The sequence below is a fragment of the Paenibacillus rhizoryzae genome, from assembly GCF_059686995.1.
In genome coordinates this window covers 339,936-355,492 of sequence record NZ_JCAALT010000002.1, presented here as the reverse complement: position 1 = coordinate 355,492, position 15,557 = coordinate 339,936, and the positions used below count along the sequence as shown (strand labels likewise).

17 protein-coding genes and 1 riboswitch are annotated in these 15,557 nt (G+C 51.6%); of the genes, 15 read left to right on the top strand and 2 right to left on the bottom strand.

The window, feature by feature from the left end:
- Positions 1–29 precede the first annotated feature (29 nt).
- From AC6ESO_RS06920 to AC6ESO_RS06855, 14 genes are all read left to right on the top strand, one after another.
- Positions 30–755: a sugar phosphate isomerase/epimerase family protein gene (locus AC6ESO_RS06920; RefSeq protein ID WP_497090726.1), complete on the top strand. Its 726-nt coding sequence runs from the start codon at positions 30–32 to the stop codon at positions 753–755.
- 83 nt (positions 756–838) lie between these two features.
- Entirely contained in the window at positions 839–1,987 is a 1,149-nt protein-coding gene (locus tag AC6ESO_RS06915) for a Gfo/Idh/MocA family protein (protein ID WP_497090725.1), read from the top strand.
- Between the two features lie 18 nt (positions 1,988–2,005).
- Positions 2,006–2,590, top strand: coding sequence for a GNAT family N-acetyltransferase (locus tag AC6ESO_RS06910; protein WP_497090724.1), 585 nt, complete (start codon positions 2,006–2,008; stop codon positions 2,588–2,590).
- Positions 2,591–2,684: 94 nt separating this feature from the next.
- On the top strand, positions 2,685–3,242 hold the full coding sequence (yyaC, locus tag AC6ESO_RS06905) for a spore protease YyaC (protein WP_497090723.1): 558 nt from the start codon (positions 2,685–2,687) through the stop codon (positions 3,240–3,242).
- Positions 3,243–3,258: 16 nt separating this feature from the next.
- Positions 3,259–4,098 carry an alpha/beta fold hydrolase gene (locus AC6ESO_RS06900; protein WP_497090722.1) on the top strand — a complete coding sequence of 280 codons (840 nt, stop codon included), beginning with the start codon at positions 3,259–3,261 and terminating at the stop codon, positions 4,096–4,098.
- A 34-nt stretch (positions 4,099–4,132) separates the two neighbouring features.
- Positions 4,133–4,789 (top strand): DUF6483 family protein, encoded by a 657-nt coding sequence (locus tag AC6ESO_RS06895; protein ID WP_497090721.1) that lies wholly within the window; start codon positions 4,133–4,135, stop codon positions 4,787–4,789.
- A gap of 17 nt (positions 4,790–4,806) precedes the next feature.
- Positions 4,807–6,000 carry a class I SAM-dependent methyltransferase gene (locus AC6ESO_RS06890; protein WP_497090720.1) on the top strand — a complete coding sequence of 398 codons (1,194 nt, stop codon included), beginning with the start codon at positions 4,807–4,809 and terminating at the stop codon, positions 5,998–6,000.
- A 139-nt stretch (positions 6,001–6,139) separates the two neighbouring features.
- Positions 6,140–7,810, top strand: coding sequence for a histidine kinase N-terminal 7TM domain-containing diguanylate cyclase (locus AC6ESO_RS06885; RefSeq protein WP_497090719.1), 1,671 nt, complete (start codon positions 6,140–6,142; stop codon positions 7,808–7,810).
- A 12-nt stretch (positions 7,811–7,822) separates the two neighbouring features.
- Positions 7,823–8,509, top strand: coding sequence for a GGDEF domain-containing protein (locus tag AC6ESO_RS06880; protein WP_497090718.1), 687 nt, complete (start codon positions 7,823–7,825; stop codon positions 8,507–8,509).
- Positions 8,510–8,545: 36 nt separating this feature from the next.
- Entirely contained in the window at positions 8,546–9,628 is a 1,083-nt protein-coding gene (locus AC6ESO_RS06875; RefSeq protein WP_497090717.1) for an HD-GYP domain-containing protein, read from the top strand.
- A 31-nt stretch (positions 9,629–9,659) separates the two neighbouring features.
- Positions 9,660–9,763, top strand: a riboswitch (cyclic di-GMP riboswitch).
- Between the two features lie 128 nt (positions 9,764–9,891).
- Positions 9,892–10,605, top strand: a complete 714-nt coding sequence (locus AC6ESO_RS06870; protein WP_497090716.1) for a PilZ domain-containing protein — start codon at positions 9,892–9,894, stop codon at positions 10,603–10,605.
- 154 nt (positions 10,606–10,759) lie between these two features.
- Positions 10,760–12,871, top strand: a complete 2,112-nt coding sequence (locus AC6ESO_RS06865; protein ID WP_497090715.1) for an O-antigen ligase family protein — start codon at positions 10,760–10,762, stop codon at positions 12,869–12,871.
- A 49-nt stretch (positions 12,872–12,920) separates the two neighbouring features.
- On the top strand, positions 12,921–13,211 hold the full coding sequence (locus tag AC6ESO_RS06860) for a MazG nucleotide pyrophosphohydrolase domain-containing protein (protein ID WP_497090714.1): 291 nt from the start codon (positions 12,921–12,923) through the stop codon (positions 13,209–13,211).
- A 94-nt stretch (positions 13,212–13,305) separates the two neighbouring features.
- Positions 13,306–13,668, top strand: coding sequence for a hypothetical protein (locus AC6ESO_RS06855; protein ID WP_494818323.1), 363 nt, complete (start codon positions 13,306–13,308; stop codon positions 13,666–13,668).
- Positions 13,669–13,800: 132 nt separating this feature from the next.
- Here AC6ESO_RS06855 and AC6ESO_RS06850 read toward each other — a convergent pair whose 3' ends face one another.
- Both AC6ESO_RS06850 and AC6ESO_RS06845 read right to left on the bottom strand, forming a co-directional pair.
- A complete protein-coding gene (locus AC6ESO_RS06850) occupies positions 13,801–14,112 on the bottom strand; it encodes a dehydrogenase (protein WP_494818324.1) in 312 nt (103 codons plus the stop codon).
- A gap of 159 nt (positions 14,113–14,271) precedes the next feature.
- Positions 14,272–14,718 carry a cupredoxin domain-containing protein gene (locus AC6ESO_RS06845; RefSeq protein WP_497090713.1) on the bottom strand — a complete coding sequence of 149 codons (447 nt, stop codon included), beginning with the start codon at positions 14,716–14,718 and terminating at the stop codon, positions 14,272–14,274.
- Between the two features lie 158 nt (positions 14,719–14,876).
- Between AC6ESO_RS06845 and uptA the strand changes: the two genes are divergently transcribed.
- A complete protein-coding gene (uptA, locus tag AC6ESO_RS06840; RefSeq protein ID WP_497090712.1) occupies positions 14,877–15,503 on the top strand; it encodes an undecaprenyl phosphate transporter UptA in 627 nt (208 codons plus the stop codon).
- Positions 15,504–15,557: the final 54 nt, after the last annotated feature.

The window sequence follows — 15,557 nt, the reverse complement described above, 5'->3', positions numbered from 1 at the left end:
ACTGCACCTAACTGGGCTTAATCGGTATTATGCATGAAGAAATGAAAACCGATCTGTGGGGAACACTCCGCCGGATCGCGGAAGTCGGATACAAAGGGATCGAAGGCGCGGAGCTGCTGCTCCCGGGCGATACAGCTGAGAATGTACGCCGGTTTCAGGATCTCGGCCTGCATGCCATCACGCTAAGTGCCAGCCGTGAGACGCTGCGCGGCGAACTGGATACGATTATTGCGAATGCGAAAGCGGTACATTCCTCCCATGTAACGGTTTGGTGGGGGCCGTGCAGCTCCAAAGAAGAGCTGCTGCAGGATGCTGAGCTGTACAATGCGGCAGGCGCTAGGCTGGCTGAAGAAGGGATTAAGCTTTGCTACCACAATCATGAGCATGAATTCCTGACCTCTTTTAACGGCGTGTCCGCCATGGATATTCTCGTGGAATACACCGATCCCAAAGCGGTATTTTTCGAAATGGACATCGCCTGGATCACAATGGGCAAAGCGGATCCGGTACAAGTGCTGCGCCGGATGGCCGGACGTATCCCCTCCATTCATATCAAGGATGTATTCAGTACAAATGAGAAAGGCCACTGGACCGCGGTCGGGACAGGCGTTGTCAACATCGGCGATTCCATTCGTGCAGCGAAAGAGATCGGCGTAGATTGGATGGTTGTAGAGCAGGATAATCTGCGCAATCTTACTCCGCTTGAAACGATCACGGTAAGCTATTTGAATTTGAAAGAAGCAGGTTTGATCTAAATAAAGCGAATAGAGCGATTGCTTCGGGGAACTGAGGCAATCGTTTTCTTATAAGAATCCAACATGTGGAGGCGGCCGAAGAGATGGCGATTAAAGTTGGTATTGTTGGCGCAAGAGGGCTTAGTACCCTGCAAGGCTTTCGGTGCATCGAGGATACGGAGGTTGTTGCACTGTGTGATCTGGATGGCGATTATGTGAAGGAAGCAGCGGCGAAGAACGGTATTCCTCGGACCTATCGCGTATTCGAAGATATGCTGGAATCGGATATCGATGCCGTTGTTGTTTCTACGCCTATGCAGCTGCATGTCCCGCAAACGATTGCTGCCATTCAAGCAGGCAAGCATGTATTAAGTGAAGTGACGGCAGGCGTTACGATGGACGAATTGTGGTGGCTGAAAGAAACCGTTGAGTCGTCGAATAAGGTATACATGATGGCGGAGAACTACTGCTACATTCCGCAAAATCAACAAATTTTGAATATGGTCAAGCAAGGGTTGTTCGGTGATGTGTATTTCGGCGAGGGTGAGTATCTGCACGACGTACGCAGTCTGGCTACACGGTTCAACCGTGAAGGAACGGCTGGGGGCTCGAAGCCGACCTGGCGCAGCTATTGGCAATTAGGCAAACGCGGCGCCTTCTATCCAACTCATAGTCTTGGTCCGGTGATGCAGTGGTTTCAGGGCGACCGTATTCGTTCCGTGTCCTGCTTCGGAACCGGCTGGCATACGGATAAACGTTTCCGCCAAGAGGATACGTCCGTCACGATGTGCCAGTTGGAAAGCGGGAAGCTGATTAAGCTGCGCATTGACTGCATTTCGAAGCGTCCGCACAATATGGGCTACTACACCCTCCAAGGGACGAAAGGCAGCTTCGAGGCACCTCGCGGCCTAGGCGATACGCACAAAATTTGGCTGGAGAGCATGGGCGATCCCGAGGATCATGCCGCTTGGCGACCGCTCAGCGATTATAACGATTTTTTGCCCGAGCGCTATAAGAACGTGACGGAAGAGCAGAGGGCAGCAGGCCACTGGGGCGGCGATTATTTTATCGTGGAGGACTTTGTTGAAGCGGTGAAAGGCAACCGCAAGCCTGCTATCGATGTCTATGATGCCTGCGAATGGACGGCAGTTGCGCTCTTATCGGAGTTATCGATCATGAACGGCGGACGGACGATCGACATGCCGAATTTCAAGACAAGCTCATCCTTCAAGGATCAGATCATTAAACTATAAAAGAGGAGCAACTATACAATGAGCGAACAGCAGCATTCATCCCAACTTTTTATGGTTCGAGAGCATATTTCCACATTGCCCGCGCTTTCACTTCCCGCCGGATATGGTGTACGCAGCTTGCAGCCGGGGGACGAGAAAGCGTGGGAACATATCATTAATGACTCGTTCGGAGGGGAGCACCCTTTCGATAAGGAAATGGCCTCCGATGGGCCCTATAAACCGGAGCGGGTATGGTTCATCACGGATGAACGGAATGTACCGATTGCTACGGCATCGGCGTGGTTTCGCCCTCAATACAACGAAACGACAGGCTACTTGCATATGGTAGGTCTCCTCCAATCGCATGAAGGCAAGAGACTAGGGCTATCTGTCAGCCTGGCAGCACTGCTGCATATGGTGCAGGAAGGCTGCACAAGAGCGGTGCTGAACACCGATGATTTCCGCATCCCTGCCGTCAAAACCTACCTGAATCTCGGATTTGTACCCGTATTTACGGACAGCGGCCATCAGGATCGCTGGCAAGCTCTGGCGAACAAATTGAAATACCGCATAGACGCCATTCAAACCGATGGTACGCCAATCGTAATAGAACCTAACGCTTAATCTCCGACTGATGCCTCTTATCGGGAGGTAGATTTGAAGAGGGAGCGGCATTTCGTTACAATGAAGTCAGCTAAGATCGAAGGAGTCGTTCATCATGGGGAGTCGGGCGAAAGCGCGCAGACACCGAAATGAAGACCCGGTTGCCCGGGAGCGAGCAGGCATCGAGGGCGCGGAAGCATTGCTGCGCGAAGCGGCAGTGCGCCAGCCTGACCGATCGAAGATGCTCTTCGTATGTATCGGTACAGATTGCTCAACAGGCGATTCGTTCGGTCCTTGGGTAGGCACGATGCTGCAGGAGGCCGGCTGGCCGAATGTGATCGGAACCTTAGAGCATCCTTGCGATGCCGATCACTATGAAAGGCTCGTTGCCGACATCCCGCCATTCATGACGGTGGTTGCTATAGATGCTTGTCTGGGTAAGAAGAATGAGGAGCCTTGCTATATGATTGGGAGAGGCCCGCTGTTTCCGGCGCAAGCGGTTGGTAAACGACTGACGCCTATCGGCGATTATAGCATTGCCGGAATCGTAGCGCCGCACAGCGTGAAGCCCTATTGGGTGCTGCAGCACGCTTCTTTATTCGAAGTGATGGGAATGGCTCGCACTCTCGCGGATACAATAAATGAAGTATGGACGAAGAGAAGAGTTGAATGAGAAGGGAAGAAGGCGCATGACAAAGAAGCAGCTTTCTCTGGCGAATAACGCCTTTCAATTGCCGAACGGTCAAACGATTGCTTATTTTGATTCGGCACCACAAACCGGCGAGTCCTCGGCCGATACTGCAATCGTGCTCTTGCATGGATTTTGCGGAAGCTCGGCCTATTGGGTGGAAGTGGTATCCATACTCTCGGCGCATGGGCGAGTACTGGCGCCGGACCTTCGCGGTCATGGCGGAAGTACGGCTCCGGATCAGTCTCCCTACGAGATGGAACAGTTCGCAGAGGATCTCCTCCTGCTGCTGCGTGAACTTGGTATCGAGCGCATCTGCTTATTCGGACATTCGCTTGGCGGTTATGTGTCATTAGCTTTCGCAGAGCAGCATCCGGAGATGCTGAAGTCGTTTGCGCTTGTGCACTCTACTGCGAAGCCTGATAGCGAGGAAGCCAAAGGAAACCGGGAAAAAGCGGCGAAAGCGCTGCTTGCCGATGGCATTGATCCGTTTGTAGAAGGACTGGTTCCGAAGCTGTTTGCGCCTGCGCATAAAGAAACGATGGCGGCAGCTATATCGGATATGATCGAGATTGGACGAGGGACTTCGGCGGCCGGAGCTGCGGCGACGGCGCTTGGCATGAAGGCTCGTCCTGATCGGACCGGTGTGCTGGAACAGCTTAATATACCGCGTCTGCTCGTTGCAGGATCTGAGGATGGCGTCATCGCTCCGGCGAATACATTTACGGTAGATGGTCCGCATGTTTCACAAGTGCTCCTTGAGGGTTCCGGTCATATGAGTATGATTGAGGCGTCGGAGCAGCTGGTAGGTGAGATGGTCGCGTTTTTGAAGTCGCTATAAGCTGCAAGCAAGCTGTCGAGAGGGGATGCGGCCTTTGTTTCAAAGGGATTATTTTATGCGGATGATTGAGCAGATGAGTGAAGTTGCCGGCCAGGTTATGGGTCTGAGACAGCAGCGTAAGCAGGAGGAAGCGCTGCTTGTTATTGACGAGCTGCTCGATCGTCAGTTTCGGATGAACGGGAAGCTGATCCGTCAATTGTCCGATGCAGATCTTGTTCGGATGATGACGACGAACGGAATCGTAGAAACCGCCAATTTGCATGCGGTGGCGCTGCTGATTAAGGAAGAAGGCGAGATTCTTACCGAGCTTGGCAAGCAGGAGCAGGGGTATCCCCTGCAGCTGAAAGCCTTTCATCTCTTCATGAGGCTCGCTATTCTGGATGCGCCGGCGCTTCTGCGAACGCCTTCGGAAGAAGCGGCAGAGCTTGAAACGAAGCTCGGCATCTATGAGCTACCAAGAGAGACGAAGCTGCTAATGTGGGAGTGGCACGAAAGCGGCGGGCGATATGATGAGGCTGAGAACGTCCTGCATGAGCTTTCAGAGGATGGTGCAATAGAGGCGGAGGAAGCGGTTGAGTTCTATCGCAGACTCCTGCTGCTGCCGGATGAGTCGCTCCTGCAAGGCGGCTTACCGCGCGATGAGGTTAAAGAAGGTTTGGAACGTGTGAAGCAACAATTGACGCAAGCTTAGGAGCTGAATAGGAACAGATGGAAAGCAAGGAACAATGGCAATCGGATATCGAGCAGTGGGTAGGCAGTGGACGGCTGCGGCAGGCGATCTTTAGCCAGCTGCGCCGCAAGGACGGCCAAGTGCCTGCGAAAACAGTCATTCGTCCGATTGAGCTTAAGGGAACGCTGCATTATCAATTTCAATATTATATCGACAATAAAGTCACACATGAGAATGTGCCGCAAGCGGATGCCGCAGATCGGATCGCAGCTTGGCTGGAGCAGCATTACCGGCAGGCATTGTTCAAAACAAACGATGCGGATGTACAGGTGCTGTTCTCGAAGAAGGGCAAAGCAGCGATCTTGACGAAGCCTGCTACGGCTAAAGCAGAGTCCGAATCTCTGGCCCATAATAGGCAGAAGCAGCGTGTCGTACAAGAAGGCGAGGCAGCGCCGTTCATGGTGGAGCTTGGCATTATGACCAAAGACGGCCAAGTGATTGCGAAGAAACAGGATAAGTTTCGTCAGATCAACCGATTCTTGGAGATGGTTACAGATGTGCTTCCGCATCTGCCGGCTGATCGCGAAATTACAATTGTGGACTTCGGCTGCGGCAAGTCCTATTTGACGTTTGCCCTCTATCATTTGCTTGCCGTGAAGCAGCAGCGAAGCATCTCGGTTGTCGGATTGGATCTAAAGGCCGATGTTATTGCATTCTGTTCCGAGCTTGCACAGAAGCTCGGTTACGATAAATTGAAATTCCAAGTCGGAGATATTGCGCAGTATAAGGATCAATCCAAAGTGGACATGGTCGTTACCTTGCATGCTTGCGATACGGCAACGGATGCAGCTCTGGTTAAAGCGATCGAATGGGGAGCTTCAGTCATTCTGTCCGTACCTTGCTGCCAGCACGAGCTGTTTCGGCAAATTCAGAACGAAGCGATGGCGCCTCTTCTCTCGCACGGGCTTCTTAAGGAGCGGTTCTCTGCCCTTGCTACGGATGCCATCCGAACGCAGCTCTTGGAAGTGCTGGGCTATCGCACGCAGCTTCTGGAGTTTATCGATCCGGAGCATACGCCCAAGAACATGTTGATCCGAGCAGTCCGCACAGCAGGAGGAGGGGCTGATTCAGCGCGCAAATGGCAGGAGTATGTCGTCTTCCGCGACATGCTGCAGGTGAAACCTTACTTGGAGCAGGCACTCGGGGAGCGGTTAAAGCAGGCAACCAAATAATATTTTTGCCCATGTCAATAAAGATAACAAGTTTATTGTCGAATAATTAAACAGTATGATAGAATATAGTTACTTGTAAGTAGATTGTCCCAGTTCTGTTTATACGTTTAACAATTTGATTGTGATTTGGGTGAAGCGAATGGGACTAATGACAGGGCTGGACTTGAGCCTATTTCTTTTTTTATTCACCATTTTCATCTATGTATTTGCATTTAATGTAATCACAACACAGCATAAGGTCTATCTGTTATTTCACTTCTTCATGATGATTTGGCCACTCGGTCAAGTCGGCGTCCACACAACGGATCAACCACACCTCCAGATTATATACATAAATATTTCCTTTGTTGGTTTATCGATGCTTGGCTTTGGGTGGCTCCTGTTTACGAAATTTCTGGTGAACGCCAGCTACAGGCCGAGTCGCACCACGCTCGTTTACATGATGATGCCATCGGTGCTCATCTCGATCGGCGTCTTATGGAATCCGTGGAATGCCTTCGCGACTACGGTGGATAATACTTACGACGAGAGGGTCTATGGTCCTATCTTCTGGGCGATGGTAGGCTTGTTAGTTTCGTATTACGTCTATACGGTACGCATCTTGCTGAAGGCCTATCATTCACGTAAGCTGTCACAGGATCGGGTACGGATCGCCAACGCGCTCACAGGCATATTTATTATGATGGCGTTTCCATTAATGGATTTAGTGGTAAACGTCATTCTTGATCCTTGGCTGCCGGTTATTCCCGGCCTTACGTCGCTTGGCATCGTGCTGTCTGATCTGTATTTTGTATTCTCCTTGAAGAAGCATCGTTCGCTCGACTTGGTTAAGATTGCGCAGCAGGATGTAATGGATACGTTGTCCGTAGGCATAATCGTGCTGGATGAGCATGACAATGTCATCGAGATGAACCGGATTGTCAACCCGCGTCTTCAAATTGCCATCGGCGAAACGCTCAATATGGAGGAACTCCTTTCTTGGTGCAATATCGACAAAGTGAATGAAGACGAGTTCCTGTACACGTACAGGATGGACCCTTCTCAGCGAATCCAGACCGAAATCATGATTGAGCAGGGCAACTCGCGCAAGCAGTACTTCTCATTGCATGTCGGACCGATTATTGTGAATGAAGGCCGGATCGGGAAAGTCATCACGTTTCAAGAAATTTCCGAGCTGAAGTCACTGATCTTCAAGTCGCAGGAGCAGTATGCCTCGATGCAAGAGCGCAATCGCGCCCTTATCTTTATGCAGGACGAGCTCTTTCAAGCGAATCGCAAACTGGAGCAGATGGCGATTACAGACAGCCTGACAGGCTGTTTCAACCGCAGATTTCTGATGCAGCAGCTGGAGCACGAGGTGCTGACGAATATCCGCTACAAGATTCCATTCGCTCTCTTGTTGTTTGATATCGATTTGTTCAAGCTCGTAAACGATACATACGGCCATGTGATCGGTGACGAAGTCATTCGGAGAACGGCCGATGCCGTTCGCGGGGCACTTCGAAGAACCGATATATTGGCTCGCTACGGCGGTGAAGAGTTTACAGTCTATTTGCCTCATACAAATAGAGAGCAGGCGGACATGCTCGCCCAGCGCATTCGAGAGGTCGTTCAGAACAACGAGATAGCAATCGGCCGGGGACGTTCTCCGGTATCCGTAACAATCAGCATGGGAATGCTTGTGGTAGAAGAGCAGTCCGAGCTTCAGATTGAAGACGTCAAAGGTTACATTAGAGACTTGTTCTCGAAGGTGGATTCCGCATTGTACAGAGCTAAAGACAATGGTCGCAATCGGGTAGTGAATTTATAAGGAGGACTGCGAATGTCGCGTAACGGACGTCTTACAGCGTGTGTGGCATCATGTGGAGCAACACTGGCTACAGCGGGTTTATGCCTACTTGCAAGTAAGACACCTACGCCGCTCGCTATTCTAATCGGTACCGCTGCATTCGCAGCGACTGCCCTGCCTATTGGCTATCTCTTAGGACTCAAGTATGATCGATTGAAGGAGTCTTCCATATTAGACAGCTTAACAGGACTGTATAATCGCCGGTTCATCGAGACGAATTTCAAGAAGCTGGCGATTAAAGCAAAGCGTAATCGGAAGAAAATGACGGTCATGTTGCTGGATGTCAATGACTTCAAAGAAGTGAATGACCGTATGGGCCACAGCCAAGGGGATACCGCACTTGCGCTGATTGCCAGAACACTTACGGAATGCGCAGTTTACGGTGAAATTATCGGCCGCTGGGGCGGCGATGAGTTCATCATTATTTGTCCCTATGCAGATGACAAAGGTATAGAGCGTTTCGTAAAGCTCATTCACGATCAGCTTTTTAGCATTTCATTGCGAACCGGATTACGATTGTCAGTTTCGGTTGGACATGCTTCGTTTCCGGAGAACGGTGTGGAGCTTGGCCAGTTGCTGCAGTCTGCGGACAAGCGGATGTACGCAGAGAAATATGTCCGTAAGACGCAGTTGACCGAACCGACAGCTTTACAGGCATAATCCGGGAGCAAGCGGTAAAGGCGGGAATAAACACCGATGAGAAAAGTTCACATCAACTCCGTTCAGCCGGGAGAAAAGTTAGCTCGCCCTATTTTGCAGGAGAATGGGAACATATTGCTTGGCGCCGGTGTGGAGTTAAATCAACGATTTATCGACAGATTGGCTGGTTTAGGCATTGACATGCTTTTCATTGATGATCCCCTGACAGAGGGTTTAGAGCCGACTACGGCTATTCAGGACAGCACGCACAAAGCAGCATCGGATACGATTTACAAGACGATGAATACGCTCATGGACCAACAGGTTACGAAAGGGCGAACGATAGCTCCCGAGCTTGGCCGCACCTTCCGTAAAGTATTCGGCGATATTATGCAGGATCTCATCAGGCGTGAAGATGTGATGGTTAGCTTAACTAACATTCACGTGGCAGACAGTTACTTGTTCCACCATTCCCTGAATGTCACGATTCTGGCAGGCATCATGGGATTAGCCAGAGGGTATAATCGTACGCAGCTCGAAGAGCTTGGCATGGGTGCGATGTTATTCGATATCGGAATGACACGGCTGCCCAAAGAGATTTTGACCAAGACGACGGCATTAACGCCAAGCGAGCGGATGCTCATGGAGAAACATACCGAGGATGGCTTCAACATCATTCGGGCGCAGCATGATATTAGTTTGCTTTCGGCACATTGCGCGCTGCAGCATCACGAGCGCTATGATGGTTCGGGTTATCCGCGTAAGCTTAAGCGGGAGGCCATTCATGAATACGCTCAGATCGTAGCGATCGCGGATGTCTATGATGCGCTGACCTCTCCCAGGCCGCATCGGAAACGGTATACGCCATCGGAAGCGATTGAATTTTTGTTTGCCGCAGGAAACACCTATTTTGATCTGGATTTAATCAAGATTTTCTGTAAGCATATTTCCATTTATCCGGTCGCGACAACGGTACTGCTCAGCTCAGGGCAAGTTGCCGTCGTTGCTATGAACGACCCGCTCGCGGTTCATCGTCCAACGGTTCGGATCATCCGAGAGCCTGACGGAACAGCGCCTGCTGCAGCCTATCAGATCGACCTCAAAGACCAACATAAATTAATGATCGTGAAAGAACTGTAGATAGGTTAGCATTCTGCTGACAACTGCATATCATTGATACTGGCAAACTTATCGAAAGGTAAGGACGCAAAGTTAAAGGGTCTAAATGTCCGCTCATCATTATAGTAGCGAACGAATGACAGCCTGACTGCCGAAATGAACCCCCGAGTTATCTCGTGGTTAAGGAAGCGGCTCCGGTATTGCATGAGGAAGCGCTTTTTCTGTTTTTTAGCGCCGTACCGTGGTTGCGGGAGCGTTTCTTCATATGTGAAGGAGGAAAGTAAATGTCAGGCATGAATGAACGAATCGGATCAGGCAGACCTACTTTTGCCATGAAAGCACTGCTGCACAGCCGTACGATGGTTGAGAAAGACGGCTATGTTGCCACTGGCGTGCTTGCCCATGCAGAAGGCGAAATGATGGAGATCGAATTGACGGAATTCAAAAACTTCGAGCTCGGTGAACCGGTGAGTTTAACCGTCTATTCGCCTGTCGGCATTCACCGTCTGCAATCGACGATTATAGCGAAGGCGGATGGTTCCATCGCGGTTATTTTCCCGGCTCGCTCGCTGACGGGACTTGAAGAGAAACGGGAATCGCCGCGTATGGATATTGAGGCGAGAGGAACGATATCGCGTACATATTCGCAAGAGGTCGAAGGCTCCAAAGGCGATAAAATGACGATTGAAGCTACAGACAGCTTCGATATAGAGCTGCGCAATATAAGCGATACCGGCGTGGGGTTCTCTCTAATGAGCCCTCCGACACTAGTAAAAGGCGATACCCTCATGGCGAGCTTATCGCTTGGCTTCAAGCTGGATTGTAAAGTTGAAATTATCCGCAAGGAAGATGGAAGTGAGTGGAAGTTTTATGGAGCCCGCTTTCTCGATTTGGACGAGCAGCAGCAGCGGGCGCTTCGAGCCTATTTACTGCGCATGCAGATTGAAGCCTATTTCAAGCTTAAACAAGAGAAAGCAACAGCTAAGAAGGGCAGATAAACGCGATTTCCGCGTTGCAAATATAAGAAGGCGTTTGAACGGATGATCGTGGTCCGGCAGCGTCTTCTTTTTTATAGTCAGCCTATCAATTATGGTACAATTGGAAAAATAACGAAATTCATGCGTTGGGGTTCGAGTAAAAGGGGAAGTGGTTATGCGAAGTGGGCTGACGGGATTAGCCGCGCTGGCCGTGGCTATCGTGCTGGGTGGCTCGGCTTATCATTATGGGATGTTCTTTGATACGATCTTTTATCGGTGGGAATCGATCCTTATAGTCGTATGCGTGTTCGTTGTAGGAACGGCTCTAATTGTTCATTCTCGGAATGAGGATGCTCGGCGCGTGAAGAGCGTTCCCACTGCGTTCTATAGCCTGCTGGCGATTGCACTGCTATATGCTGTGGCGCTGCTTCATCGACCAGCCTCCATGTTAGGCAGCTTCGATGAGGCTTTGCGATGGATGGCGTATGCTGCTTATGCAATCACATTATATAGCTGGTTTTGTTCCAGCTCCGATATGGCGGTGCTGCTGCAGCGCCGGATGTGGCTATCTGCGGCGATTCAAGGCTCTGGCGCTTTCGTATTAGCAGGCGCGATTGCGGGATGGATGGGATGGATCGCTTTTCCCGAAATCATCATGACCACCGGCGATGTGAGGTTATCCGCTGTCGGAGCGCGTTTGTCCGGATTCATGCAATATCCGAATTTTCTGGGTGCCGTAGCAGGTGCCTATCTATTGTTTTACTTACTCTTGCTAATTCGGGCAAGGGTTGTTGTATTATCGTATATCGGTGCTGCGGCGGGAGTAGTGCCTGCTGTCTTAGTATTGCTGCTGACAGAATCAAGAGGAGGCTGGTTCGCGACCATTTTTGCATGGTTGTGCGGCCTCCTGCTGCTGAGGAGTAAAGAGCGCATCACTTGGCTTATCTATAGCGGCTGGGCATTGATTAGCGGAGGGGCTGCCTATCGAGCCGTCGTTCATGCAGGTTTGCGTAGCGGTGCCTCAAGTGATGCTTCGGGAGAGGAAGTTCAGCTTGTGCAGCACGGGGCGACAGTGCAAGAGACCGTGTTCCTGCTTCTCATCGGTGCGGCTGCGCTTGCGGGATTCATTGGTTTGAGGTGGGTATTGGCAAGGGGACGGGAGCAGCTGCTCAGCCGAATTGCGTGGGGATGCTGGCTTGCAGGTGTTTTTGGCATGGTCATGCTGCTTCCATCAGTGATTCAAGGCCGATTAAGCGGCGGGTTTCAGACGGCCGGTGCGCGCGGGTTATTTTATCAGGATGCGTGGCTGCTCATGAAGGAAGCGTTGTTCTTCGGCCGTGGCGGCGACACCTGGCGGATGTTGTTTACTCAAGTGCAGACGGCCCCGTATGTTGGGAATGAAGTCCATAGCGGTTACATTGAAATCGCGCTTGATCTGGGTATTGTCGGGCTGTTGGTTTTTGCCTTGGTTCTGTTTTTCCTGCTGCGGCGAGTGTGGCGATCGCATCCGATCGGACTTCTGCCTATTAGTGTACTGCTGCTGCATGCTGCGGTGGATTTTGATATGTCCTTCGGGTTTTATTGGCTCTTGCTGCTTAGCTGGGTGGTCTACTACTCCGGAGAAAGCGAGAGCCCGGCGGAAGCGAAGCGCGCCTTAGATATGGCGCCGCTGAAACGACCGCTGCGGACCGCGCTGCTCGCCGCGGCCGCTGTAAGTCTAACCGCCGCCGCCGTGCTCAGCGTGCGGTTCGACCGTGCCGTGCAGTACCGCGAGGCGGCTGTATCAGCCGCCCGCAGTGCTGCTGCGCAAACAGCCGCGCTTCGCGCGGCGCTCGAGTTGAATCCGTATTGGACGCGGATTCGACTCGAGCTTGCGGCACTGGCACCGCCGCGGGAACGGGCGGTGCTGCTGGCGGCCGGACTGCGCTACGAGCCGCAGTCCGTGCCGCTCTTGTGGGCGCTCGGCGAGCTGGCGGCCGAGCAGAGCGATGTGCACGGCGCGGCGGCGTATTGGCGCCTCGCCTTGCACTATGATCGTTACGACCGCGACAAGCAGACGGACGCGGTCGTCACGATGGCGCAGCTCGCGGATGGCATGCGAGCTGCTTCGCGCCTCGCGGATGCAAGGCTGGCCGCGCAAACGGCCGTCTCCTTCTTCGAAGCGTACGAGGCGCAGAAGGACAACCCCGGCGTGAACGGCCGCAAATTTGCCGTCACGGCAGAGTCGCAGGCAGCGGCGGATCAAAGCCGCCTGCTCCTCAAGCAGCTCGGCCCAGCAACGAGCTAGCCATTTTGTATAAATGCCTATTCCTAACATAGAGAGGATAGTAACGAAGATGAATACAGCCGAATTTCAGCAATATGTGAAAGAATGGAGCGCGCTCAAAGGGTTTGATCAGAGCTCCATTGAACAGAGGATGTTGTACTTAATGACGGAAGTCGGTGAGCTGGCTAAAGAGGTGCTGTCCGTCTCCTACCATCCGGATGCGGAGCGTAAAGAGAATCTGGGCCACGAGATGTATGATGTGGTCTGGAATATTTTCGATTTGGCGAATATGCTGGGGATCGATCTGGAACAGGCCTTCAAAGAGAAGATGCAGATTAACAACACGCGGACCTGGGCTTAGTTATCAAAACAGGCGCATCACCCGTGAGGTTTGTCCACTCTTCCCGGTCAGGCTCGGCATAAGCTGTAAGCAACCCCCGAAAGGAGTGATGCTTATGGCATTATCACGCGTAAGACCCAAATATTATTTGCCAAGCTCCGGTAAAGTCATCCGTACATCTGTGCCCAAAACATTAAATGAAACCACAACCACAGGTCCTACTTTCAGTCGACTAACCGTTGTTTGGGTAGCTCAAAATGGCGTGCCATTCCTGACAACCGGCTTCTTCGCCCGTTTGTTCCGGAATAATCAGGTCGTCGCCACAGCTGCGTTCGACTCGTTCGGCGTAGTTCGCTTTAACAACATCGGTACATTAACGAATGTGACTTACACGATCCGCACCTTTAATGCAAACGGTGTTCTGTTTCGTACACGTACCATTCCGTCCGGTGTTCAAACCTATGCAATCATTGGTTAAGCCCGATCTTCCCCTTCGCAAAACTCTCATTAACGACAACAGCAGCACGGCTCTTCTGAGAGAGCTGTGCTGCTGTTTATGTTTCGGGACGTGCTGCCGCGACGTGCGAAGCAAGGGAGGGAGTGGCGATCGTCATCCTCCGAAGGCATCGCGGAATGCCGTACATAGCTTAGGCTGATCCACTTCCCACAACGTGGCAATATCTGCGCTGACGTTCTCGTCAAACCAGTCGGACAGCACCTTCCGGTTGCTGGCATGCTCATGAATCCACTGCAGATTGAGAATCACCTTTTGGACGTAGAGCTTCTCGGCGAGCTCCATTTTATCTTTGGGAATGTACACGCCAAGCCGTTTCACCGTGCGGTAAAGCTCATTCTCGCATGCGCGTCTGATTTTGCGTGCAGAAGGGTACTCCGAGGCGTGCTTCTGGGTGGAAGGTTTCATCGTAACCGACTCCTCTCTACCCCTATATATGCACAAGCGCACATACTGGTCACAGACCAAAGAGGTCGGTTATAGCCCGCGTTTTGCGGCTCTATGGATTGCTTCCTCCCGCGACTAGCGGCTCCTGATAATGCTGCATTCCCGCTATCCCGTGTCTACTTACTGCACCACAATATACCCCACCATCGGCCCGCCGCTCGCCAGCGACGTATGCGTCAGACATAGGATCGGGTATGTCCCGCGCTGATCCGCAGTGAAGCGCACCACGGTGGTTTGACCCTTATTTACTTCTCCTTTGATGCCAAGCTCTTGGATGACAAAAGGATGCGATTTCCCGTTAATGCCCGTGATCCGCAGCTCGACATGCTCGCCCTTATTCACGACGAGGGTGCCGGGATCGAAGCGGTACACCTCCAGCTCCTTACCGTCATCGGTTTTGGTTTTGAACTCACCGGTTACAAGCTGATAGACGCGCGACTCCTGCTGCAAGGCGCTTGCTGCTCTGGATTGGTTCCACCTCAGGCTTGCGGCTGCAATCACGATAATGAGCACCAGTAGGGTGAATAACCAGAGCTGCTTTCTGCTGACGACAAAAACATTCGACATATTTGCTCACCCAGCTTTCCTACAAAAGTTACAGCTAGTCTATGTGGAGGCTTGGCCATGAATGCCTGCGGTGGAGGAGGGGGATGAAAGTATGCTAGAATATCGTAAGAGAGGCTTCATTTCTGGCAATTGAAATCGAAGAGTCCTCAATATAGGGAATGATAGGAGTTGACGGAGTGGCCTGGTTTCATGATTTTGTTGATACATTGCTGCAATGGATAGAGGGATTGGGGTATTTTGGAATACTGATCGGCCTCATGATCGAAGTGATCCCGAGTGAAATTGTTCTTGGCTATGCCGGCTACCTGGTCCATGAGGGCAAGATTTCCTTTATCGGTGCGGTCTTATTCGGTACATTAGGCGCGGTAGCTCAGCAATGGATTCTATATGCAATCGGTCGCTATGCGGGTCGGCCATTCTTTGAAAAGTACGGCAAATTTATCAAAATCAAACCGAAACACCTCGACATCGCGGAACGTTGGTTTCTGCGCTACGGGTCAGGCATCGTATTTACCGCAAGGTTTGTTCCGGTGATGCGTCAGGTTATCTCCATTCCTGCCGGGATGGCGCGGATGTCCTTCTTGCGATTTACCGTGCTCACTGGACTGGCTTCCATTCCGTGGTCGATCCTATTTGTTTACTTAGGACGCTCGCTAGGTGCGAACTGGCATAATATCGACGATAAAGCGGCTCCGTACGTGCAGCCTGCCATCCTCATTGCGCTTGCGCTGCTGATCGTATACGTGCTGTTTAAAGTGATGAAACGCAAAGGCAAGACCATTTAGGACGAGACGGTTTGTGCGCAGCTCGAAACATTTGATACAATGTAATAGATGAAT

Excerpts from the sequence above, each read along its gene's own strand:
- AC6ESO_RS06870 (WP_497090716.1), top strand. The coding sequence starts at position 9,892 with ATGTCAGGCATGAATGAACGAATCGGATCAGGCAGACCTACTTTTGCC.
- AC6ESO_RS06910 (WP_497090724.1), top strand. The coding sequence starts at position 2,006 with ATGAGCGAACAGCAGCATTCATCCCAACTTTTTATGGTTCGAGAGCAT.
- AC6ESO_RS06885 (WP_497090719.1), top strand. The coding sequence starts at position 6,140 with ATGGGACTAATGACAGGGCTGGACTTGAGCCTATTTCTTTTTTTATTC.
- AC6ESO_RS06860 (WP_497090714.1), top strand. The coding sequence starts at position 12,921 with ATGAATACAGCCGAATTTCAGCAATATGTGAAAGAATGGAGCGCGCTC.
- uptA (WP_497090712.1), top strand. The coding sequence starts at position 14,877 with ATGATAGGAGTTGACGGAGTGGCCTGGTTTCATGATTTTGTTGATACA.
- AC6ESO_RS06855 (WP_494818323.1), top strand. The coding sequence starts at position 13,306 with ATGGCATTATCACGCGTAAGACCCAAATATTATTTGCCAAGCTCCGGT.
- AC6ESO_RS06890 (WP_497090720.1), top strand. The coding sequence starts at position 4,807 with ATGGAAAGCAAGGAACAATGGCAATCGGATATCGAGCAGTGGGTAGGC.
- AC6ESO_RS06875 (WP_497090717.1), top strand. The coding sequence starts at position 8,546 with ATGAGAAAAGTTCACATCAACTCCGTTCAGCCGGGAGAAAAGTTAGCT.
- AC6ESO_RS06900 (WP_497090722.1), top strand. The coding sequence starts at position 3,259 with ATGACAAAGAAGCAGCTTTCTCTGGCGAATAACGCCTTTCAATTGCCG.
- yyaC (WP_497090723.1), top strand. The coding sequence starts at position 2,685 with ATGGGGAGTCGGGCGAAAGCGCGCAGACACCGAAATGAAGACCCGGTT.
- AC6ESO_RS06880 (WP_497090718.1), top strand. The coding sequence starts at position 7,823 with ATGTCGCGTAACGGACGTCTTACAGCGTGTGTGGCATCATGTGGAGCA.
- AC6ESO_RS06915 (WP_497090725.1), top strand. The coding sequence starts at position 839 with ATGGCGATTAAAGTTGGTATTGTTGGCGCAAGAGGGCTTAGTACCCTG.
- AC6ESO_RS06865 (WP_497090715.1), top strand. The coding sequence starts at position 10,760 with ATGCGAAGTGGGCTGACGGGATTAGCCGCGCTGGCCGTGGCTATCGTG.
- AC6ESO_RS06850 (WP_494818324.1), bottom strand. The coding sequence starts at position 14,112 with ATGAAACCTTCCACCCAGAAGCACGCCTCGGAGTACCCTTCTGCACGC.
- AC6ESO_RS06845 (WP_497090713.1), bottom strand. The coding sequence starts at position 14,718 with ATGTCGAATGTTTTTGTCGTCAGCAGAAAGCAGCTCTGGTTATTCACC.
- AC6ESO_RS06920 (WP_497090726.1), top strand. The coding sequence starts at position 30 with ATGCATGAAGAAATGAAAACCGATCTGTGGGGAACACTCCGCCGGATC.